Consider the following 21,700-nt stretch of genomic DNA (forward strand, 5'->3'; position numbering starts at 1 on the left):
TTCGGCTCCGACCCCGCAGGATCGCCAGGTGCCCGGGGCGTCGGTGCCGGTCGGGGTGCCTGCGCGGGCTGCGGCGGTGCCTGCGGTGCCGACGCCGGCTGGCGAGGAGCGGCAGCGGGGGTGGTCGAGCCGTCCTGCACCCGCCGCTGTGGTGGGTACGGTCCGTGCCCCCCGGAGTGGGTCGGGCCGGGCACCGGTGGAGCGCTCATGCCACCGCCTCAATCAGAACGTGGTGAGAAGTCGCGAGTAGAGCCCGAACACCCCGACCGCAACGGGCACCAGTGCCATCACGGTCAACGCCTCGGCGCGGTCGGCGTACTGCCGGGCTCGGGCCAGCGCGTGCGGTGGCGGCCGGTACGCCAGGATCACGAGGGCCACCGCGCAGACGGCCAGCGCCGTGAGCGCCGGACCCCACCACGCGTCGGGGGTGTCCCGCACCCAGCGCGTCAACAGGCCGCCCACGATCACCAGAGCACCGGTCACCAGCCCCACCACCTCGACGGCCAGCGGGAACGCACGCATCCGCAGCAGCAGAGCGCTCGCCACCAGAGCCGCCAGCACCAGCGCCCACGGGCCCGCCGCGGCCGCCAGGACGAGACCGCCGAGCGTCGCCGACGTCGCCGTCGCCACGGCGGCCACGGCCAGCCCGCGGTGCGCGGAGTCGACAGCGGCCTCCACCGTCACGCGACTCACCAGCTCATCGTTGCTCCGCCGGTCGTCGAGGCGGGTGAGCCCGGACGCGACCATCGCGATCCGGGGCAGGAGCCCCAGCATTCCGACGGACACGATCGCCAGCACCGCCGCGACACGCTCGGCAGGCGTGTCCAGCGCCAGCGGTACGCCCCAACCAGCCACCAGGGCCAGCACCGTCCCGCCACCGAGGACGCCGGCGCGACGGTTGCCCGTCACCGTGCCCACGGCGAGCACGACGCAGCCGACGCCGGCAGCCCAGAGCGCCCAGCGCAAGGTCTGCCCGTTCGTCAGCCCGGGCACCATGCTCATCGCCATCGCTGCACCGCTGAGCAGCACCGCCATCCCGACGGCCCGCTTGGCCACCAGCCCGACGAGGAGGCCGGACAGCGCGATCACGCCGCCGATCGCGCTCACCAGCGCGGCCCCCAGTCGCGGGGCGGCGAGCACGGCCGCCATCGTCGCGGCGAGCAGGCACACGGCGGTAGCGGTCCACATCCGGGCGGCAACGCCCCAGCGGCCGTACCTCCGGGAAAGGTCGTCGCCGACCTCGTCGGCGACGTCGTGCACGATCGCCGCCGGCGGCGCCTCGGAGATCGGGTCGACCCGTAGCATCGCGCCGTCCGGGACGGCCGCCTGTCGCAGGCTGCCGGCCGGATCGAGCACCGTGCCGTCGAGGGTGCTGATCTGGTATCCCCGTGAATCGTCCATCGGTCGGTGGCCGACCATGGCGACGATCTCGGGCAGGAGGAGGCCGAGCGGTTCGTCGGCCGGCAGCACCAGGTCGATGCGTCGACGCGCGCCGGCCAGGGTCACCCGGCTGAGCTGGCCTGCGGCGGCGGGCGACTGTGCCTGGGTCATCGCGTGCCCTCCGACTGGACCGTCGGAGGGTTGCGGGCCTTCTGCTGATCGGCGATGACGTCCTTGAGGAAGGACCAGCCCACACACCCGGCGCAGGCCACGGCCGCCAACACGAGCCCGATCCGCAGCCACCTGAACCCGTCACCCGTGGCACGGACCCGGCGCTGCCGGCCCCACAGCAGCAGCTCACGCATCCGGGCGCGGCGGACCGCGACCGACTCGATGAGCTGGGTGTCGTATTCACGAGCCACGGGCCGATTCTATCCACGCCCGCTAATCCGAAGGGGGTGTCGATCGTGGGGCGGCGACGGAGGTCGGGCCGCCAGCAAGATCCACGCGCCTGCATGTTCGCACTTCGTGGAAAGAGCCCCGGCGGATCACTCCGCCGGGGGCCTTCTCCACCACTTCGGTTACCTGGCCTGCCCGAACCCGCCGAGGACGACGATCTCAGGAGGCCGACAACCCGCGACGAGTCAGACCTGCGTCATGACTCAGCGCTGCAGGGTCAGCAGACCCGGCCGGTACGGCAGGAGGCCGTAGTCGACGCCGTTGGAGCTGGGGGAACGACCCTGGTAGAGCAGTTGCAGGTTGCAGGCGTTGACCGTCATCGTCTGGTCGGCACTGGTGCGCAGCAGCTCGCCGTGGCTGATGTCGTTGGTCCAGGTGGCGCCGCTGTTGGCCTTGCCGGCGAAGGGGTTGCTCTCGCTGGCGGCCTGCGGCGTCCACGAACCGCCGAGGCTGGTGGCCGTGAACGAGCGGAAGTAGCGGCCCTGCGAGCCGATCGCCTCGACGATCATGAGGTACTTGTTCAGACCCTGGAGCTTGTAGACCTGCGGGGCCTCGAACAGGTTGTTCGTGGTGTCGCTCATGATGGTCGTGTAGCTGCTGCCGAAGCTGCCCGGGAAGTTCCCGATCGGCATGCTGGCCCGGTAGATCTTGCCGTTGTCCCCGGCGAAGAACAGGTACATGTTCGTACCGTCGCCGATGAGAGTCTGGTCGATCGGGCCGGTGCCGGAACCGGTGATGCTTCCGGTGAACAGCGTCTGCGGCGACGACCAACCGTTCGGGTTGGTCGGGTCACTGGAGGTCCGGTAGGAGAACGCCGGCCCACCCCACTGGTAGGCGAGCACCCAGATGTTCTTCGGCGCGAAGTAGAACAACGACGGCGCCACAGTCCCCGAGTTCATCGCGTTCTGACTGGCCGAGGCCATCTGCGAGTAGTTCGAGAAGAGGCCGAAGTTCATCGAACCCCAGCTGGACCCGAAGTCGTGCGTGGTGGCGTAGACGAGCTGCTGGCCGTTGAACGGAGCAACAGTGAAGTCCTTCAGCGACACCCAACCCGACCTCGGGTTGGCCAACACCCCGGTGGAGGACCACCGGTACGTCGAGGGAAGGTCGCACGTGCCACCCGGCGGCGGGGTCGTCGGAGGCGGCGTGGTGGGGTTGCCGCCACCGTCGACGCGGACGAGCTGCCACTGCTGGTTCGCGCCGTTCCAGTCGTCGTACTGCACGATGTTTCCGCCGTCTGCGGTCGAGGCGCCCTGCACCTCCATCACCTTGTTGCTGTTGCGGTTGATCAGCCGGACGTAGCCGCTGTCCGAGTCTGCCAACCGGAACTGCTGGTTGGTGCTGTTGTTGTCAGTCCACTGCACGATGCTGGCGCCGTTGGCCGTCGAGAAGCCCGAGACGTCCAGCACCTTGCCGGACAGCCGGGACTTCAACCGGTAGTTGCCACTCCCGGAGTCGACGAACTGCCACTGCTGCTGGTTGCCGTTGTTGCGGGCCCACTGGGTGATCCGGGCGCCGTCATTCGTGGCCAGGTTGTAGACGTCCAGGGCCTTGCCGCTGTTGCGGTTGACCAACACGTACCACGCGGTCGTGTCGACCGTCGCCGCGGCGGCGGGTGACGACACCACTGCTGCGGCGACACCGCCGACCATCACCGCCATCGCGCCAGCAGCGAGAACTCGGGGCAACCACCATCGCCGCCGCGCCGGCGGCGCGATCGATGGAGACCTATCAAGGGCAGACATGATCCTCCTTCAATGACCAAGAGCCGAGCGGCCTGCCCGAAGATGGGCGCACCGCGACGCGTGGCCGGGCACATGCGTCGTAGTAGTTAGCGCTAACAAGACTTCTGCATGCCCTGGCGCACGCCTGATTCGAGGTCGACGAAGCAGGCTCGCCCGGTAAGCCAGAGGTGTCGTCGCCCTTAAGCATCGACTGTGAGCGATAACATGGCGTTCGTCAAGTCGTAACTTGCTGGGAACATCGGTCGATGGCGCACGGTGATCCTTGGACGTGATCACCATCCGCAGACACCACCCCCTGCCTCCGGCCCGGACGCCACTCGGACCCTTGAGCGAGGCCCCTCGTGCGCGCTAACATCGACGGCTGCCCATGACGCGGAGTGCCCGCCGCAGCGCGGCCGGCCGAGTCGGCCAGACCCGCATCAGGATTCAGAAAACCACCCGAAGCCCTCGGGCGTCGCCTGGGCTCGGCTCGGTGACGCCTGCCCCGCACACCCGGCTACCGGTAGCGCGTGAGCCCCGCACGGCCGGGCCCCAGGCGCGGAGACACCTTGTGGTGTGATGTGACGTCGAATATCGTCCCGATGTATCGGCTCGATATATCAAGGCGGCGCTTTTCGGCCGCCCGTTTGCTTCGGGAGGTGCGATGAGGTCGATCGACTACGACACTGAGCAGCACCAGGACTACGCGCGAGGCCGGGCACTCGCCCAGCAGCAACTGCGAGAATGGATCAGGGCCTTCGAAGCGGTACTGCCCGATCGGCGTCCGCTCACGGGGCTCGACGTCGGGTCGGGGACCGGCAGGTTCACACCCGCGCTGGCGGAGGCGTTCGGGCCGGTCACCGGTGTTGAGCCATCGGTCCGGATGCGCGAGGTCGCACAGACACAACCCCAGCACCCGGACGTGCGGTATCTGGCCGGCGCAGCCGAGGACCTGCCGGTGGCGTCCGACAGCGTCGACTACGCACTCATGTTCCTGTCCTGGCACCACGTCCAGGACAAGCCCCGGGCAGCCCGGGAGCTGACCAGGGTGATCAGGCCCGGCGGCCGGCTGCTGCTGCGGGCGAACTTCAGCGACCACCATCCCCGGCCGTGGTGGCTGGCGCACTTCCCCCACGGGTACGAGGCGGACGCTGCCCTGTTTCAGCCACTGCACGAGGTCATCGCGATGTTCACGTCCCTCGGCTGGCGCGTCGCCAGCTTCGACACTGTCACCGAGCCGTCCTCCGGCACCTACGGCGACATGCTCGAACGGCTGCGCCTGCGTACTCTCTCGTTCTTCGCGCAGCTCAGCCCCGACGACCTGGAGGTCGGCTTCCGCCGGTTGGAGGAGGCCGTCGCCGCGGACCCCGACGCGCCGGCACCCGTGTTCGCCGAGCCGCTGCTCACCCTCAAACCCGCCAACGACTACTAGGTGCGCACGTCAGGCGGTTGCTGGGGCGTCTCTGCGGTCCGTTGCCGCGCCATCGGGCAGGGCGGAGCGGATCACGAGCGGACCGCGACGTCCCAACGCCCACACGGCGAGCGCGAAGCAGCAGAGCGCCGTACCCGTGATCGTGACCGCTGCCCAGCCACCCACGGACCAGAGCGTGGTCGCGACGGCGGAGCCGACAGCCGCGCCGATGAAGTTGCTGACGGCCAGCGCAGTGTTGAGCCGGCTGCGGGCTTCGTGGGAGAGGGCGAACAGCCGCGCCCGATTGAGGAGAGCCTGCGTCTGGAGAGCAACGTCGATCATGACGATCACGGTGATGAGAAGGACGACGGACCGACCGGCGAACACCGCGACGACGAAGGCACACAGGGCCAGCACCCAGGCCACACCGGTGGCCGGCAACGACCAGCCGCGGTCGTGCAGACGACCGCCGCGCAGGCCGGAGAGGACACCAGCGAGCCCAGCCAACCCGAACAACCCGATCACCGGCGCCGGATACCGGAACGGTGGGCCGCTGAGCAGGAACGTCAGCGCCGTCCAGAACAGCGAGAACGCGGCGAAGCCGGTGGCGGCCAGGACCAGCGTCCATCGAGCCGTTCGCTCGCGCATGACCACCGCGCCGACCGAGGCGAGAAGCTGTGGGTACGGCATGCGCGTCCGCGGTGCCAGCGGCGGAATCGCGCGGTAGAGCAGGACCGCGAGCAGCACGGCGACGGCTGCGGCGAGGACGAAGATCGCACGCCACCCCGCGGCCTCGGCGACGAACCCGCTGATGGTGCGGGAGGCCAGGATCCCGGTGAGCGTCCCGGATCCGACGGTGCCGACCAACCGGCCGCGGTCGGCAGCACCGGCAAGATCACCGGCGAGCGGCGTGAGGACCTGCCCGGAAATCGTCGTCACGCCGAGCAGGCCGAGTGCGAGCAGGAGTACGCCCATCGACGGCGCCAGCGCGCACAGCAACAGTGCGGTCGCCGAGGCCAACAGCATCAACGGGACGAACCGACGACGGTCGAGGACATCGCCGAGCGGCACGAGCAGCAGCACGCCGACGGCGTACCCGACCTGCGTCGCGGTGACGAGCCAGCCGGCCGTCGCGGTCGCGGTATGCAGGTCGCCTGCGATGAAGCCCAGCAGTGGCTGCGCCCAGTACAGGTTGCCGATGGCCACTCCCGCCGCCACCGCGAACAGGAACGTCAGTCGTCTGCTCATCTGCGACGGCGCTGCCATGCGGCTACTCCCGTCCCGGTCAGCCAGATGTCGGCGGCGGGTGCGACCCTCGGAACTCTGCCTCAAGCGATACGTCGCCCGCGAGGTCTGTGAAGCCCTCACCCCGTTTTAGAAGCATCATCCGGTGGCGCGGCCATAGACGACCAGAGCCCAGGAGAGGCAGCCGAAGGCGGCCGTGCTGGCCAGCGCGCGGACGATGTTCCAGGTGACCCAGCTCGATTCGAAGTGCGCACGTACGGCTGCGAGATCAGCGATATGGCCGGGATCGCCGGCCGACGCCAGCTTGTCGTTGAGCGGGACGTTGACGGCGGTGGTGATGACGAACATCGCCAGGTACAGGGTGAGCCCGACGATGATCCACGGCAGCGCCGGACGGCCGTCTCCGCGCCAGGCCAGGAGAGCCGAGAGTGCGGCGAACACCAGTGCGCCCAGGAAGCTCAGCATGAACCAGCCGTTGACGATGGCCACGTTGATCCGCTGCATCACGCCGACGAACGTCTGGTCGTCGGCCGTTCTGAGTGCGGGCATGACCGCGTAGGCGAAGGCGGCGAACAACCCCGCCATGAGTCCGCTGGTGATGGCGGCGGCGATCAGTGACACCTGCTGCGCAACTCTCATGATGTCTATCCTTTGTCCCAGACGCCGGTGGCGGCGGTGTCGGTGGCGTAGTCGGCGAAGTCGCGGGGCGGTCGACCCAGGGCGCGCAGGACCCCGTCGCCCAGATGGGAGTTGCGCCCGTCCAGCACGGTCGTGAACAGGTACATCAGCAGCTCCACGACCCCGGGCGGCGTGCCCTCCGCAGTGAGCGCCGCCGCGTAGTCGTCGGGGGGCACCTGAACGAAATCGATACGGCAACCCGTCGCTGTGGAGATCTCGGCGATCGCCTCAGCGAAGGTGAGCAGCCGAGGACCGGTCAGCTCGTAGACCTGCCCCGCGTGCCCGTCCTCGGTCAAGGCCGCCACGGCCACCTCGGCGATGTCGTCGACGTCCACGAACGGCTCGGGCACGTTCCCCACCGGCAGGACGACCTCGCCGCCCAGCACCGGCTCGAGCAGATAGTCCTCGCTGAAGTTCTGGCTGAACCAGCTGGACCGCAGGATCGTCCACTCGACCCCGGCCGACTGGACGAGTCTCTCGCTGGCCCCTGCCTCGTCCTCACCGCGACCGGACAGCAGCACCAGCCGGGAGACCCCGGACGTCACCGCAAGCTCGGTGAACGCCCCGACCGTCTCGGGCGCGCCCGGCACCGCCAGGTCCGGGTAGTAGGACACATACACCGATCCGACCCCCTGAAGCACCGGCGCCCAGGTCGCCCGGTCCGCCCAGTCGAACGGCTCGGCAGCGGAGCGGGAACCAGCCCGAACAGGCACTCCGCTCCCCTGCAGCCGCTCGACGATGCGGCGGCCGGTCTTGCCGGTTCCGCCGAGTACCAGGACCGTCTTCCGCTCTCGTTCCTTCGTCATAGGGATCATTGAAATGCAGCGGGGTGAGACTGTGGATAGCCAAAGCTCGCGACTCTGTGTGTAATCGTCTACGTGGACGCAGTCGCCAGTCTCCTCAACGGACCCCGAGCCCAGGGCGCCTTCCTCCTCCGCTCGGTCCTGACCCCGCCCTGGTCGATGCGGATCGAGGACCAGGCGCCACTCACCCTGGTGGCCATGGTCCAGGGGGACGCCTGGGTCCTCGCCGACGAGACTGCCGCCGTACGCCTCGGTCCCGGCGACCTGGCGATCATTCGCGGCCCCGACCCGTACACGGTCGCCGACGACCCGACCACGGCACCGCAGGTCATCATTCATCCGGGCCAGCTCTGCACGACCCCGGACGGGCAGGAACTGCCCGAGATGATGGAGCTGGGCGTACGCACCTGGGGCAACAGCCCGGACGGCCCGACGACGCTGCTCACCGGCACCTACACGATGCGGGGCGAGGTCAGCCAGCGACTCCTGAGCGCACTGCCACCGCTGCTGGTGGTCGCGGGCCACTCCTGGGACTCCCCGTTGGTCCCGCTGCTGGCCGCCGAGATCGTCAAGGACGACCCGGGGCAGGAAGCGGTCCTCGACCGGTTGCTCGACCTGCTGCTCATCGCCGCGCTGCGCGAGTGGTTCGCCCGACCTGCGGCCAAAGCCCCCGGCTGGTACAGAGCGCACAGTGATCCGATCGTCGGCCGGGCTCTGCAGATGCTCCACAACAACCCGGCCCAACCCTGGACCGTCGCCTCGCTGGCCGCCAGGACCGGGGTCTCCCGGGCGGCGCTGGCCCGCCGCTTCACCGCGCTCGTCGGCGAACCGCCCATGTCATACCTCACCGAGTGGCGACTGGCCCTGGCAGCCGACCTGCTCCGTGAGCCAGGAGCCACAGTCGGCGCCGTCGCCCGGCACGTCGGCTACGGCAGTTCCTTCGCCCTGAGCACAGCCTTCAAACGCAACCGCGGTGTCAGCCCGCGAGAACACCGACTGGCTGCCGGACAGTAGCGGGCATCGGCATCGAGGCGGCGCTGCCAGTCGGATGTTGAGTCGGTAACCGGGCGCGGTTGATCCGTCGCAGGCCGGGTAGCTGAACATCATGCGACTACCAACCCTGGTCAAGACCGCAGCGGCGGTCACCGTGACGGCCGCCGCAGGAGCGACGGTCACCGACGCTTCCTCGCGCTGGTACCAGCGGCTCCGCAAGCCAACCTGGCAACCCCCGCCCGTGGCGTTCCCGCTGGCATGGACGCCGCTCTACGCGCTGATCGCAGTGGCCGGCGCCCGTGTGCTGGACCGCACCAGCGAAGCCGACCGCGCCGCGTTCACCCGCGCCTACGCACTCAACCTGGCCCTCAACTTCGGGTGGAGCGCGCTGTTCTTCAAGGCCCAGAAGCCTGCCGTCGCGCTGGCCGAAATCGCCGCGCTCAACGCCTCCAACTTCGTGCTGCTTCGCCGCGCCTCGCAAACCGACCGCGTTGCGGCCGTCGCACTGGCCCCGTACGCCGCGTGGACGCTCTTCGCTACCGCCCTCAACGGAACCATCGTCCGTCTCAACACCAACAGGTGAGGCCGTGGTTAGCAGATCCCTCAACATCGCGGGATGGCATCGAGTTGCCGAACGGTTTCGGCGGGACTATCAGAGTCCGCTGGCGGCCCACTCAGCTAGCCGACGCGTCATCGATTCCAGCCGTTGTCGGAACCCGTCGCGCAGCTGCTGCTCCTGCGCTGCGTGTACACCCGCCGGAACATCTGCCCAGAACTCCTGAGTCAGACGGCATGAGTCAGGGTCGAGCGCCTCGATGGTGAGTGCGCTCCAACTAGGACACCAGGAGGTAAGGGTACGGGTAACTGCGCGACGGCCGGGATCAAGCTCAGTCACCTCGTGCAGGACACCCAATCGGCCACCTGGGGTCCGCTCTACGAAAGCCTGGATTTCGCCGACTCCCTCCCGACCTGGGAGAGCCACGGCTACCTCCGCCTCAAAGAGCTTGAGAGAAGATGCCGGGTCCCACATGAACGAGAAGGCCGCTTCCGCGCTCCGTGGTAGGTCAACGGCAGCTGTCTCTCGTACCTGAACGGGCCTGGTTGTCACTCTGACCATGCGTAGGCGTGTGCGCATGCCGCATCGTCTCAGGTGTTCGTGAGAGGCGGGGGGCGGAGGCTGGCGGCTAGGGCTGACTCGGCAGTTCCCTGCCCTCTGGGGCTGCCGGTACGCGCGGTGTTGTCGCGCAGGGGGCCCTCGCGCCCGGCCCGGACCTGATCGGCCCAGCCTTGAGCATGCCCTACGTCCCGGGCGATCTGCGCGACCGGTCTCCCCGCCTCCTCGACGATTCGGACAGGCTCCCTCACGGAACTCCGGTCGTACTTCTTGCGCTTCTGGAGGTTGTCGGTCCTGATTGTCGACGTCGCTAGCCTCAGGAGGGAACCTCGGCAGATTGAAGACGGAGGAGGCCGTGGCGTTGCGGTTCGAGCATCGCGACACCGAGATCGACGTGAGCCTCGTCGACCGCGTGTGGTGCACCCGCTCTGACGCGGAGGAGACGATGACGTCCGCAGCACGCACCTGCTGGCATCTGATCCTCTCGCGGGCGCAGGGACGCCTACTCGCCAGCCTGCGCGGGCCGGAAACGAGGGCGACTACGGCACCGGTCCCGCCGGGCACCGAGTTCCTCGGGGTCCGGTTCGCATTCGGCGCGGTTCTTCGGCCGCATCCTGCAGCCTCGATCGTCGATGGGTACGTGCCGTTCCCAGTGACGGAATCGGGCAGGATCGTCATCGGCGGCGAAAGCTGGGAGGCGCCGACGTTCGAGAACGTCGAGCATTTCGTCCGGCGATTGCAGGGCGCGGGTCTGCTGGTGCGATCGCAACTCGGGGATGAGGAGCAAATCGCCGAGCATCCCGAAGCCAGCCCAACCGAGCGAACCCTGCAGCGTCGCTACCGAGCGATCATTGGACTATCGCAAACCGCCGTAAGGCAGATCGACCGCGCAAACGCCGCAGCCACGATGCTGCGCGACGGCCTTGACTGGCGCGCAGTCGTCGAGACGTTGGGGTACTTCGACCAAGCCCACCTCGCGCATGCGCTGCGTCGCTACGTCGGGTGCACCGCACGCGAGCTGCAGGCGGACCACTTTGCCGCGATGTCGTTCCTGTACAAGACCCGCCCTGGGCCCGGCAGCTAGCGTCCGTCTGCCAGCCAGCCCTGGCCGGCTTTCCGCAACCAGAACTTGAAGGAAAACCGTGCTACTCAGCGTCAACATCTTCGTCAGTCTCGACGGCGTCATGCAAGGACCCGGAAATCCCGACGAGGACCGCTCCGGCGGCTTCGACCGCGGCGGGTGGCTCGTTCCGCACGCCTCGACGCACACCAACGAAGTCGTCGAGAGCTGGTTCCGTGAGGCCGACGCATTCCTCTTCGGCCGCACCAGCTTCGGCCTGCTCGGCGGGTACTGGCCGAAGGTCACCGAACCTGACAGCCTGATTGCCACCAAGCTCAACACGCTGCCAAAGTATGTCGTCAGCTCTACGCTGACCGACGATGAAGCCGACTGGAACCCGACGACGGTCCTACGCGGTGACCCTGCCGACGAGATACGCCGCCTCAAGGAGCTTCCCGGCAAGGAGCTCCAGGTTCACGGAAGCTCGAAACTCGTGCAGACGCTGCACCAGGCAGGACTCGTCGATATCTACCGGCTACTCCAATTCCCGGTCATCGTCGGCACAGGAAAGCGCCTGTTCCCGGACGGATCGACGCCCGCGACGTTCGCAACCGTCGAAGAGAGCTCGCGCGTACTGCCCGGCGGCGTCGTCTCGCTGACCCTCAACCCCACGAGCCTCGGCGCGATCTCCGCAGGCGCGTACACGGTCGACGAAGGGCGCTCGGCGACGGTCCTCGACTGACAACGGTGCCCGACCGGCTTCGAGGGAGCGCGGGAACGGTTGCTGGTTGCCGCACTCAACAGCACCGACTGAGAGGCCGTTCAAGCCTGCTTGAGCCGAGAGTTGTTCGCCTTACCTGCCCGTCCCGGTTGAAGAATTCCTCGAAAGTTACCTCCAGAAGGACGTTCCCGGCCCGGTCGCCGAGTTCCTGACGGCCTGGGTCGCAGATGTCGGCCTCGGATCGTTCAGCAAGCACACCGACGATCTGGAGCGGCTGATCGGGTACCGGCCCACTGGCTACCGCGAATTCCTCGAGAAGAACTACCCCGCGGTTGGTCCGGGAACGACGAATGAGTCGGCGCCCAGCGCATGATCGCCCAGACCAGCTCGGAGCCTCGCAAGCCGTCCGGTAGTGGGCCGCGCTCTCCCAGACGGCGTAGTTGAGTAACGCGCCGGCTCTACCGGTGCCGGCCTGGAACCGCGCAGAGACGAACCTCGGCGCCGACCTGAACCGACGCAGGACATCACCCCGGCAGGCAACCCGATCCTCACTCTGGTCCGGGGCTCCGTCACCCTCAGAAACCGGTCCGATGACGGAAAGACCCTCGCACACTTCCGCTGCGCTGCGGCCCCGTGGAACACCGTCCGCTGTGGACGATCTGTGTCATACCGATGTACTACCCTCCCCGCGAACTGTGGACGAGGAGGCTTTATGCGCAGGTTCGTCATGCCGGACGAGGACGCCTGGCACATGCCGAAGGATTGGTCGGGCCGTGTCCATCCGCGGCGAGGTGGCCGGTGGCGGCCAGCAATTGCCGATCCGGCGGGCGCCGAGCAGGGGCTTCGGGACCTCCTCGCGACGGACAAGGCCGCGAAGCAACGCGCCAGCGTGCTGGGCCGCAACGCCGTCTTCGACACGGCGCTGCTTGCCGCCGGTGAGCGGCATCTGCGGACACTAGATGACGACCCGATCGCCGCCGCGGTGGCGGCACTGCTGCTCGTCTATCGCAATGTGCCCGCCGACGGGCAGGGTTTGGTGGACGGGTGGGTGGCCCGGGCCGGGCTGCTGTTCGCGGTCCGGGCCGTCGTGGCGGCGAACCAGATCTGCCACACCGGTGAGCTCTGGACCCGCGCCTCCGAGGGCGACACCTACGAGCAGGGGTGGCGCGGCGATGACCTCGGCGCCACGTACGCGGTGGCCCGGGCGGTCCGGCGTCACCTCGCGGTCGCGTCGGACCGGGATTACAGGGAGGCGGAATCCGTCCTGGCCGGGCATCGGAGCTTCCCGGCCGGCCGCATCTTGGCCTCCTACCTGATGCCGACCCGGCAGGACTGGGTGGACGAGGACTGCGCGGCGGCAGCGGCCTGGTTCGACGAGCCCGGCCGGGAGGAGTGGATCCAGGCCGACCACCGCACGATGTCCGGGATCCTGTTGCTGGCCGCGAGCCGCACCGAGCATCTCGAGCAACTGCGCGGCGCGATCCGCCCCACGCTGCTCGGCTTCGAGGAACCCGGGGACGCCCTCACGGTGCTGGACGGTGTGGGACCGGCCGCCGTCACCTTTCTGGCTGGCGAATTCTATCTGGAACTGCTCTACCTGCACGAATGGAGCGGCCTGAACCAGCCGACACGGCTCAACCCGGATGCGGCCCGGTTCGTCGCCGGCACACCCAGCGACGACGCGATGCGGATCCTGGTCCGCGACCACCTGGACGAGAAGCCGTGGCGGCCGGGGAACCTGCTCAAGTCGGGCGTGCTGACCCGCTACCCGCTGCGGGTTCTGCGTGTCCTCGCCGAGCGCGACGACGCGGTGTCGCGTGACCTGTTCGGCGCGATGGTACTCACCGAGCCGCGTTGGATCCCGCACCTGGCCGGGCCGGGCCGCGCCCGGGCCGAGGAGATCGTCGCGAACGGCGGGGCCGGGCTCGGCGCCGGGTGGGCGACGATGCTGGACCAGCAGGACTACTACCGTGGCATCGACGGCGCGGACAATGTGAGACGGGCCGTGGCCGCGCTGGCCGCGATCCCGACCGAAGAGGCGTTCGGGCTCGTCGTGGACCGGGTCGAGCGCCAATACTTCCGGCCGGCGTTGCTGGCGGCGGCCAAGCGCGATCCCGGGACGGCGCTGCGGGCACTGCTCACCAGCGCCACCGAGCCACTCGTCATCGAGTTGCTGCGCGACCACGTTCTCGCGTACCCCCAGTCGGTGGCGGCCCTCGACGACGACGGGCGGGCCCGCGTCCACGCGATCGCCGGTCTGCCTTCCCCCGGCCCGCAGGGCGTGGTGCCGCCGGTTCTGGCCGGCGTGCTGCCGCAGGAACCGGACCTGCCGGAATGGCTGATCCCCGCCAAGCTTCCCGAGGTCACCGTCCGCGACACCGGCGAGACACTGGCTGCGGAGGCGGTCCACCGGCTGTGTGTGCTGCTCGCCCTTTCCACAATCACCGAGCCGCGACCGGAGCTCATTGCCGCCCGTGACATCTGCGAGCCACGACAGCTGGGCGCTTTCGCCTGGGCCGTCCTCGAGCAGTGGCGGGCGGCCGAATACTCGCCGAAGAGCGGCATCGCGCTGGTGTCCATCGCCGCGCTCGGTGACGACACCACCGTCGCCGACCTGGTGGCCGTACTCCCGCAATGGTCGTCCGCCAGCGCCCGGATCCGCGCCGCGATGGACGTGCTCGCCGCGATCGGCACCGACTTCGCCCTGACCCAGCTGCATCGGCTCAGCCGCAGAGCGTCAACCGCCGGTCTGCGCGAGCACGCCTCCCAACGACTCGCCGGCACAGCCGCCGCCCGCGGCCTGAGCCCCGAGCAACTCGCCGACCGGATCGTGCCGGACCTGGGTCTTGACGCCGACGGCCGAACGATCCTGGACTACGGGCCACGCCGTTTCACGGTGGATCTCGACGAGCAGTTGCAACCGTGGATCGCGGCCTCAGACGGACGCCGGTTGTCCCGGCTGCCGCGCCCTGCGGCCACCGACGATCCGGTGCTGGCGCCGGCGGCGTACGCGCGGTTCGCTGACCTGAAGAAGGAGGTCAAGCAGATCGGCGGCGACCGGATCCGGGCCATCGAGGACGCCATGGTCACCGGGCGCCGGTGGAGTGCGGCCGAGTTCCGCGCCCTGTTCCTGGATCACCCGCTGATGTGGCAGCTCACCCACCGGCTGGTGTGGGCGGCGTCCGGCGAACACGGCACCGTCAGCTTCCGGGTCGCCGAGGACCGGACGTTCGCCGACCTGCACGACCAGGCATGGCAGCTCGATGACACGGCCACCGTCGCCGTGCCGCACCCGTGGCACCTCGGTGACGACAGGGCCGCCTGGTCGGAGATCTTCGCCGACTACGCCATCATCCAGCCGTTCCCCCAACTGGGCCGCGAGCTGGCAACACCGGGCGAGGTAGACCTGGCTACCTTCGCCGGTATGAAGGTCGACGCACGGAAACTGTTCGTGCTCACCTCGAAGGGCTGGCGCTTCGGCGACGACCACACCTCGGTCCTGCGCGACTGGCCGCAGACAGTCGAGATCACATATACGCCTCGATATAACTGGCATGACCCGGACCAACCCAAGACCCTGACTGGCGTACGCGGGTGCGATGGCCTGGGCCCCGTCGCGTTCTGCGAGGTGGTGCGAGACCTGGGCTATTTGACGAGCTGATCCGCGGCTCGGGGCGCGGCAACGACCCCAGAACCCACCGCCGCCTCACTGCTGTGACGATCGCGGCTCGTCCGGGCCGGTTGGCTATATTCCCTGCTTAAGTGGTGCGCCCGAAGGAACTCGAACCTCTAACCTTCTGATCCGTAGTCAGAGGATCTTGCGCAGAGTCACAAGTCCGCGCGCGTCCGCCTTGCGTCCGCGCCAATCCGGCAACATCCCCGCAGGTCCGGCGCTTCAGTCACGCACTTCTATGGCTCAGGCTCCTGCTCTGGTGCGGGTGACTCCGTGCCCGTCCGCGAATGTCCGCGCGAGTTCCTCGGCGTACGAGCAGCCACCGAGCAGCCACACAGCAAGCCAATGCCCCCGAGCTGAGCGGCTGGCCCACCCGGCCGGTGCCATCTTCCATCCCGTCGGTCTTGGTGATGGGTTGTCTTCACACATGGTCATCAGGGCGGCTGCACCCATCTCACCCGCCTCACCCGCAGTGTCCACCCTGGTCAGACAGCTAATGGCGGCTGCCGCAGTAGCCCTGCGCTCAGCTCGGCGTCAGGGTGTTTATGTGGTGGTCGCCCTTGGTGTAAAACTGGTCGACTTCCTTCTGCACCTGAGCCACCGACATCACCTTGTTCGCTTTCGCGTAGACCCAGTTGACTCGCATGTTGTGGGTGCGGCCGCCCTTGAAGGGCAGATCGATGAACCAGGTGTTGAACATGAGCCGCATCGGTTCGCGTGGGACGGTCTTGCCTGTGCTGATGAACAGCGCGCGTCCGTCAACCGAGTAGGTAACCTTCTGGTCCGTGACGGTGATCATCAGGGTGCGCCAGCCGGCGAGGCTTCCCTTGTAGTCGTCCGTCGCCCGGTCGCCCGGCGTCGAGCTGCGCCAGCTGACCATGTCAATCTTGGGCCCGGCCGTACCCCAGCCTCCGTTCGGCTGGTACTCGAAGTCGAGCTCGCTGTAGTCCGCCGAGGTATGCAAGGGCGATATGGTACAGAACGCCTGGTTGAGATGGTCTCCATCGCGCCCGGTCACTGGCTTGTCGGTGAAAAACACGCGGGCCGCGACCGTCCCTCGGAAAAAGCCGCTTTCCGTGGTGAAAAGTTCGGTCTGGCGCGTGCCCGCTTTAGTACCGTCCGTCGAGGCCTGCAACTGCAGAGCCTTGCCACCCTTGGCGCTCTTGTCGACCGGGAAGCTGAGCGTGTCGGCGGTCCAGGAGTCGGCAATACCGGGACCACCGCCCTCTGTGCGAACCTGCCACCCGTTCGCGGCGAGCGCGGGGTCGTTGTGGGCGCGGTAATGGAAGTTGTCGAAGAAGGTATCGTCCGGATGCCTGGGGAGCTTCTTGTCTTTCGTTGAGCGCTGGCCGGGGAGCGGACCGTTCACGGACGCGGAATCGGGATCCGCCCCTTCGAACTCGGGGCGCACGAGGTTCCACCCGGTGAGACCTACTCCGGCTACGAGAAGGACCACGAGCAGCGCCGGCACGAACACCGACCCGCCACGTCGTCGCGTGCCGCGTCCCCGCCTAGCTTCGGAGATTCCGTCCAATCCGAGCATTCGGGTAATGCCGGACAACTCGGCGGTTTCCAAATCCTGACGGTTACGCTTGCGTGACGCAAGGTAGACGAACACTGCGGCAACCATCAGAATGGCCGTCACGATGAATACAAGGTAAGGGACGTCGGCCGCGAATTTGACCGCAACGGCAATCAAGCCGAGCACCCCGATAACACCCGCACCCTTGAGCGAATTCATCCCCGGACCGTCCCTATTTCCACGCGGGAACGGGAGTAAAATACGACTTTAGGACCGAGGAGATGGACCAGTACATGTTTAGCAGCGTGTACAGCATGCCCGGAATCAGCAACGCTTGGACGAGCATCGCTTTCCAACCGAGCTGACGGACCGCCACTGCCGAATAAACGGCCCAGAAAGCAGTCAGGAGCAAGATGGCCGGCCAGTGCTGGAAATTACCTCCAGCGAGCGAGGTCCAGTACGCCGATCCCCAGATCAGAAAGCACGCGAAACCGAAGAAGTTGAAGAACAGGGTGACGATGGCGCGCCGGGTGAACGCGCTCCACCCCCGCAGGCGGAGCGCGTCGACAGTGCCGCGGGTCCAGCGTTCGCGCTGGACAACCAGTTCGCGCAGGGTCGGCATGAGGTCGGTGTATGCGATGCAGAACTCGTTCGCAGTCACTTTCCAGCCGGCTTCCTTGAGCGCCAGAGTGGTCTCGTAGTCCTCGACCAGGTTGCGGTGGTCCTCCCAGAAGACCTGACCCCGCCGATCGATCACGGACTGCAAGGCGGTACCCCGGTAGAAGGACCCGGCGCCGGACATGGTGTGGACGTTGGTTCGATACCGCGCGTGCGCCGCACGGCCGTACTCAAGGATCTGCATGCCGAGCAGGTATCGCTGCCAGAGGCTGCCCCACAGGCCGGTACGGCCGAAGCAGGCGGCACTGACCCCACCGATCTTCTGGTCGGAGGCCATCACGTTGATGGCTCGCTCGAGGAAGTTGGGATGCAGTTCGGTGTCTGCGTCCATGGCGAGGACGTGCCGGACGGCGTCCAGGCGACCGCCCACCCGCACTCGCAGCCACTCCATGGCGTAGTTGAGGGCGCCGGCTTTCTTGTGCGGATTGTCGTTCAGCGTGAGAACGACTGTCGGTGGGGTCCTCGGGTCACCCGCGTACCCGGCGGCGTATTGCTCGGTGTTGTCGGTCGAGTTGTTGACCACCACGACGATGAGATCGGGCCGCCGAGTCTGCCTGTGCAGCGACTTGAGGGAGAGCAAGATTCCGGCCTCTTCATTCCGCGCCGGAACGATGACGACCGTGTTATAGCTCGGCGCGGAAATGCGGTGGTTGATTCTCGGGTTCGGAGCGGGTCGCCTGGGGTATGCAGGATTGCCGCGGGAGAACACACTCCCGCTGTGACGTACAGACGTGCTCACGATTTTCCCCCCGTGCCGTAGCCGACCACGGCCATCCCCCGTGCGCGCAAGATTGTAGCCGATGATCACAGGAGGAGAAGATCCCTGCGCAGCTCAGATATGAGTGCATCTAACCTCCTTCCACGCCAATTCGGACACCTTGCATGGCATTCGAGGCATGGCGCCACCGTCGATCGTGAGATACAGCATGTCAGTCAGTGAGGTGATCTCAGCGAGGCGTAGAGCCCGGTTCGGGATGACAGGGTCGTAACGTCCATGGCGGACAGCATGGGATAAAGACGTGGAGCCATCGGTCGAGAGGTTCTTTCAACAGAATGAGCCTTTTCATCCTGGGTAGCGGTTGGCTTCGACGCGGTGCAGAACGAGGATGGCCTGCACGATGGGGGTCGCTCGCCGTGGGCAGCAGCGCAGCTTGTTCAGGATCTTTCAGGTCTTGAGGGTGACGATCACGCGTTCGCCGCGGGCGCGGATTTTCGGGTGGGTGCGGTTCACGGCCTTCTGCCGGCGTGACAGCTTTGGGCGGAAGCGGCGCCGCGTCCCTTGCTCAGGAAGCCGGCACTGACCTGAAGACCCTGCAGGACATGCTCGGCCACTCCAGCATCGTCGTCACGTCCGACACCTACACCAGCGTCCTACCCCACGCCCAACGACGCTGCGCCGACGCCACCGCCCACCTCGTCCTCACCGCCGCCCAACGCACCCGCGCGAAGATCCGCAAGAACGGCCGCCGCTGCAACCGCCCGCAACCCCGACCAGAGGCTAATACTCCGACCCTCAGGCACCCGTCAAGCATGAGGAACCGCAGGTAAACACCCCCGACAGAACCCGTCGTCACGGAGCGTGATGACACCCGAGTGGCACCCACGTGACACCCATCGTCCGAACAAGCCGGACAGCAGAAAGGGCCTGAGCCGCGTTTCCGCAGCCCAGGCCCCTCTTGATCTTGTGCGCCCGAAGGGACTCGAACCCCTAACCTTCTGATCCGTAGTCAGATGCTCTATCCATTGAGCTACGGGCGCTCGTGCTCAGCCAGTGTACACACCCTGACTTTCGCGCGGAGACTCCGGGATTCGAACCCGGGAGGGGCTTTAAGACCCCAACCGCATTAGCAGTGCGGCGCCATAGACCAGACTAGGCGAAGTCTCCCTGGTGGCCCGCAGACCACCGCGCCCGAGGATACAGGTCGCCACCCACCGGGAGCAAAACGACTTCCGGGGTACGCCCACCGGGACCGCCCGCTCTCGTGTTTCACCGCTGTGCGGCAGCGTGATCGGGACTACGCTCCATCGATATGCAGGAGCAGCCGCCCAGCGAGCCGATCCGTCGAGAGCCTGCTGAAAGAGCGCGTCGGCGCTCCCCGCGGGCCACCTTCACGCCGCCGACTGCCGCCGAGCAGCCCGCCGAGACGGCGGTGCCGCCGCCAGCCGCTCCGGCGAGCCAGCGCCCCCGCCGGGCGAAGCCCGCCCCGGCGGTGCTGTTCCAACCACCGGATCCGGACCGGCCGCTGCCCCGACAGCCCAGGCGTGCCCCGACCAGCGACGCGGGCGCCGAGCAGCCACAGCCGCCGACCGGCGAAGCGAACGGCGACCGACCAGCTCCCCCGAGCGTCGACGCGAGCACCAGCCAGCCAGACCCGGCGAACGCCAAGCAGGCAGACCCGGCAAACGCCGAGCAGCCACGCCCGGCGACCCCCGAGCAGCCACGCCCGCAGGCCGCCACGGCGGACGCCGGCCCGCCACGACAAGCAGCACCTGTCGAGCCGAAGGCCCGGACCACCTCCGTTCGCAAGGCCGCCCCGAAGAAGGCAGCCGAGGCCACCGTCGAGGTGACCCCGACCACACCGGCACCGCGCAAGCGCGTCGCCAGTCCCGCCAAACGCACGGCATCCCCTCGCAAGAGCACGACGCCGAGGAAAGCCGTCCCCGAGCCCGCGGCCGAGCAGCACACGCCGCTGGCATCTCCCGTCGAGCAGCAGATCGAGCCGGCTTCGGCGCGTACCCCGGAATCGGAGCTGCGGGCGGTCGCCGCGCGCGTGCTCGACCACCCGGGCTTCGCGCCGGAGCTGTTGGCTCTGGCGGCCGTGCGGGCGCTCGGGCCCGGCGCGGCCGACTGGGCAGGGCGGTTGCGTGCCCGGTATCCGGACGCGCCGGCGGACGGCCTGGCCCGGTTGGCCACCCGGCGGTTCGTCCGCTCGGCGGGCGCGGGTGGGGCGACCGCGGCCCTGGCCGGGTTCTTCGCGCCGCTGGCCGAGCTGACATCGGTGCTGTGGACGCACGCCAACCTGGTGCTGCACCTGGCCGCGGCGTACGGCAGGGATCCGGCGCATCCCGACCGGGCCGTCGAGCTGCTGGTCCTCACCCAGGTGCACCCGGACGCGGCGAGCGCGGAGGCGGCCCTGGCTGCCGCGCAGGCGGCGGGCGACCCGGTCGAGGGGGCCTGGCCGCGGGCTGCGGAGGCCGCCTGGCGGCTGGCCGCCCCGCTCACGGCGCAGGCCGGTGGCTGGGTCGCGTTGCGGCTGGTGGCCCGGCTGCTGCCGGGCGCGGCGGTGCTGGCGGCGGCGCTGGGTGACGCGGCGGCGGCCGACCGGCTCGCGTCCCGAGCGGTGGCCGTCTACCGGCCCGACCGGCGCTGAGTCGTCAGAGCCAGTCGAACCACTCCCGGGGCAGCAGCGCGTAGCCGACGAAGGCGACCACGTCGAGCAGGGTGTGCGCGATGATCAGCGGCATCACGCGCCGGGTGCGCAGGTAGAACAGGCTGAACACCACGCCCATCACCGCGTTGCCGACGAACGCGCCGAAGCCCTGGTAGAGGTGGTACGAGCCGCGCAGCAGGGCGCTGGCCGCGATGATCGCGGCGAGCCGCCACTGGAGCTGGCGAAGCCTGGTGACCAGGTAGCCGACCACGATCACCTCCTCCAGGACGGCGTTCTGCACGGCCGCGAGGATCAGCACCGGGACCGTCCACCAGACCTGCGGGAGTGCCGCCGGCACCAGCGTGGCGTTGATGCCGAGTTGGGCCGCCACCCAGAACAGGGCCAGCCCGGGCAGGCCGATCAGCGCCGCCAGGCCGGCACCACGGGCCAGGTCCTGACCGGGCCGCCGCGCGTCCAGGCCGAGCGCCCGTGCCGGGTCGCCGGGGTCCCGGGTGAGCAGGTGTACGGCGAGCAGCACCGGAAGCAGCGCGAAGACGATGCCGAGCAACTGGTAGGTGAGGTCCAGCCAGGGTCGGCTCGACGCCGAGGTGTTCAGCGAGGCGGTCTGCTTGGAGAGCGGACCCTCGGCGGTCAGCTTCGCGATGATCGAGACCACCGCGTAGACCGCTGACTGGCCGAGGGAGAGGCCGAGGACGAGCAGCGTCTCGGTGCCCAGCAGTCGGCGGGACACCGGGCGGGTCAGCTCAACGGTCACCGCACCACTCTGCCCGACAGGCGGCGCCCGGGGCACGGCCGACCGGCCAGCATGAGCCGATCGCACATTCTGTGCGACCAGTCGACACTCTCC

The 21,700-nt window shown here is 68.4% G+C and carries 16 protein-coding genes, 2 tRNA genes and 1 pseudogene; 7 read left to right on the plus strand and 12 right to left on the minus strand.

The features are described from left to right. Positions 1 to 222: 222 nt before the first annotated feature. The 3 genes from eccD to GA0070619_RS27245 form a co-directional block, all read right to left on the minus strand. The gene (gene eccD / locus GA0070619_RS27235; protein WP_088950665.1) at positions 223 to 1,551 is read right to left on the minus strand and encodes a type VII secretion integral membrane protein EccD; all 1,329 of its coding nucleotides are present in this window, start codon (positions 1,549 to 1,551) and stop codon (positions 223 to 225) included. Continuing rightward, positions 1,548 to 1,802, minus strand: a complete 255-nt coding sequence (locus GA0070619_RS27240) for a hypothetical protein (RefSeq protein ID WP_088950666.1) — start codon at positions 1,800 to 1,802, stop codon at positions 1,548 to 1,550. The genes eccD and GA0070619_RS27240 overlap by 4 nt, the downstream gene beginning before the upstream one ends. A 240-nt stretch (positions 1,803 to 2,042) precedes the next feature. Beyond that, a complete protein-coding gene (locus GA0070619_RS27245; protein WP_088950667.1) occupies positions 2,043 to 3,584 on the minus strand; it encodes a non-reducing end alpha-L-arabinofuranosidase family hydrolase in 1,542 nt (513 codons plus the stop codon). A gap of 643 nt (positions 3,585 to 4,227) precedes the next feature. On the opposite strand from GA0070619_RS27245, the gene GA0070619_RS27250 reads away from it, so the two are divergent. Further along, on the plus strand, positions 4,228 to 4,995 hold the full coding sequence (locus tag GA0070619_RS27250; RefSeq protein WP_088950668.1) for a class I SAM-dependent methyltransferase: 768 nt from the start codon (positions 4,228 to 4,230) through the stop codon (positions 4,993 to 4,995). 9 nt (positions 4,996 to 5,004) lie between these two features. Here GA0070619_RS27250 and GA0070619_RS27255 read toward each other — a convergent pair whose 3' ends face one another. The 3 genes from GA0070619_RS27255 to GA0070619_RS27265 all read right to left on the minus strand — a co-directional run bounded on the left by GA0070619_RS27255 (position 5,005) and on the right by GA0070619_RS27265 (position 7,703). Continuing rightward, positions 5,005 to 6,240: an MFS transporter gene (locus GA0070619_RS27255; protein WP_088950669.1), complete on the minus strand. Its 1,236-nt coding sequence runs from the start codon at positions 6,238 to 6,240 to the stop codon at positions 5,005 to 5,007. A 117-nt stretch (positions 6,241 to 6,357) separates the two neighbouring features. Continuing rightward, a complete protein-coding gene (locus GA0070619_RS27260; RefSeq protein ID WP_088950670.1) occupies positions 6,358 to 6,858 on the minus strand; it encodes an anthrone oxygenase family protein in 501 nt (166 codons plus the stop codon). A 5-nt stretch (positions 6,859 to 6,863) separates the two neighbouring features. Next, on the minus strand, positions 6,864 to 7,703 hold the full coding sequence (locus tag GA0070619_RS27265; protein ID WP_088950671.1) for an NAD(P)H-binding protein: 840 nt from the start codon (positions 7,701 to 7,703) through the stop codon (positions 6,864 to 6,866). Between the two features lie 72 nt (positions 7,704 to 7,775). On the opposite strand from GA0070619_RS27265, the gene GA0070619_RS27270 reads away from it, so the two are divergent. The 5 genes from GA0070619_RS27270 to GA0070619_RS27290 all read left to right on the plus strand — a co-directional run bounded on the left by GA0070619_RS27270 (position 7,776) and on the right by GA0070619_RS27290 (position 15,249). After that, a complete protein-coding gene (locus GA0070619_RS27270; protein ID WP_088950672.1) occupies positions 7,776 to 8,714 on the plus strand; it encodes an AraC family transcriptional regulator in 939 nt (312 codons plus the stop codon). Positions 8,715 to 8,805: 91 nt separating this feature from the next. Beyond that, positions 8,806 to 9,276: a TspO/MBR family protein gene (locus GA0070619_RS27275; RefSeq protein ID WP_088950673.1), complete on the plus strand. Its 471-nt coding sequence runs from the start codon at positions 8,806 to 8,808 to the stop codon at positions 9,274 to 9,276. An 886-nt stretch (positions 9,277 to 10,162) separates the two neighbouring features. Further along, entirely contained in the window at positions 10,163 to 10,891 is a 729-nt protein-coding gene (locus GA0070619_RS27280; protein WP_088952082.1) for a helix-turn-helix domain-containing protein, read from the plus strand. 58 nt (positions 10,892 to 10,949) lie between these two features. After that, the gene (locus tag GA0070619_RS27285) at positions 10,950 to 11,609 is read left to right on the plus strand and encodes a dihydrofolate reductase family protein (RefSeq protein ID WP_088950674.1); all 660 of its coding nucleotides are present in this window, start codon (positions 10,950 to 10,952) and stop codon (positions 11,607 to 11,609) included. Positions 11,610 to 12,300: 691 nt separating this feature from the next. Then, positions 12,301 to 15,249 carry a DUF4132 domain-containing protein gene (locus GA0070619_RS27290; protein ID WP_088950675.1) on the plus strand — a complete coding sequence of 983 codons (2,949 nt, stop codon included), beginning with the start codon at positions 12,301 to 12,303 and terminating at the stop codon, positions 15,247 to 15,249. Between the two features lie 535 nt (positions 15,250 to 15,784). Here GA0070619_RS27290 and GA0070619_RS27295 read toward each other — a convergent pair. The 5 genes and pseudogenes from GA0070619_RS27295 to GA0070619_RS27320 form a co-directional block, all read right to left on the minus strand. Beyond that, the gene (locus GA0070619_RS27295) at positions 15,785 to 17,002 is read right to left on the minus strand and encodes a glycoside hydrolase family 16 protein (protein ID WP_157744090.1); all 1,218 of its coding nucleotides are present in this window, start codon (positions 17,000 to 17,002) and stop codon (positions 15,785 to 15,787) included. Between the two features lie 13 nt (positions 17,003 to 17,015). Continuing rightward, complete coding sequence (locus GA0070619_RS27300; protein WP_157744091.1) at positions 17,016 to 18,200, minus strand: glycosyltransferase family 2 protein; 1,185 nt, start codon at positions 18,198 to 18,200, stop codon at positions 17,016 to 17,018. 324 nt (positions 18,201 to 18,524) lie between these two features. Then, positions 18,525 to 18,734 (minus strand): annotated as a pseudogene (locus tag GA0070619_RS27305) (IS5/IS1182 family transposase); the annotation flags it as partial. A gap of 412 nt (positions 18,735 to 19,146) precedes the next feature. Next, positions 19,147 to 19,219 (minus strand) — tRNA-Arg (locus tag GA0070619_RS27315). A gap of 36 nt (positions 19,220 to 19,255) precedes the next feature. After that, positions 19,256 to 19,346: transfer RNA gene (locus tag GA0070619_RS27320), tRNA-Ser, on the minus strand. 145 nt (positions 19,347 to 19,491) lie between these two features. On the opposite strand from GA0070619_RS27320, the gene GA0070619_RS33625 reads away from it, so the two are divergent. Beyond that, positions 19,492 to 20,832, plus strand: a complete 1,341-nt coding sequence (locus GA0070619_RS33625) for a hypothetical protein (protein ID WP_231927171.1) — start codon at positions 19,492 to 19,494, stop codon at positions 20,830 to 20,832. Between the two features lie 4 nt (positions 20,833 to 20,836). On the opposite strand, the gene GA0070619_RS27330 is transcribed toward GA0070619_RS33625, so the two are convergent. Continuing rightward, positions 20,837 to 21,607, minus strand: a complete 771-nt coding sequence (locus GA0070619_RS27330) for a CPBP family intramembrane glutamic endopeptidase (RefSeq protein ID WP_088950679.1) — start codon at positions 21,605 to 21,607, stop codon at positions 20,837 to 20,839. Positions 21,608 to 21,700 lie beyond the last annotated feature (93 nt).

Source organism: Micromonospora zamorensis (assembly GCF_900090275.1).
In the GTDB taxonomy this organism is placed as follows: Bacteria; Actinomycetota; Actinomycetes; order Mycobacteriales; family Micromonosporaceae; genus Micromonospora; species Micromonospora zamorensis.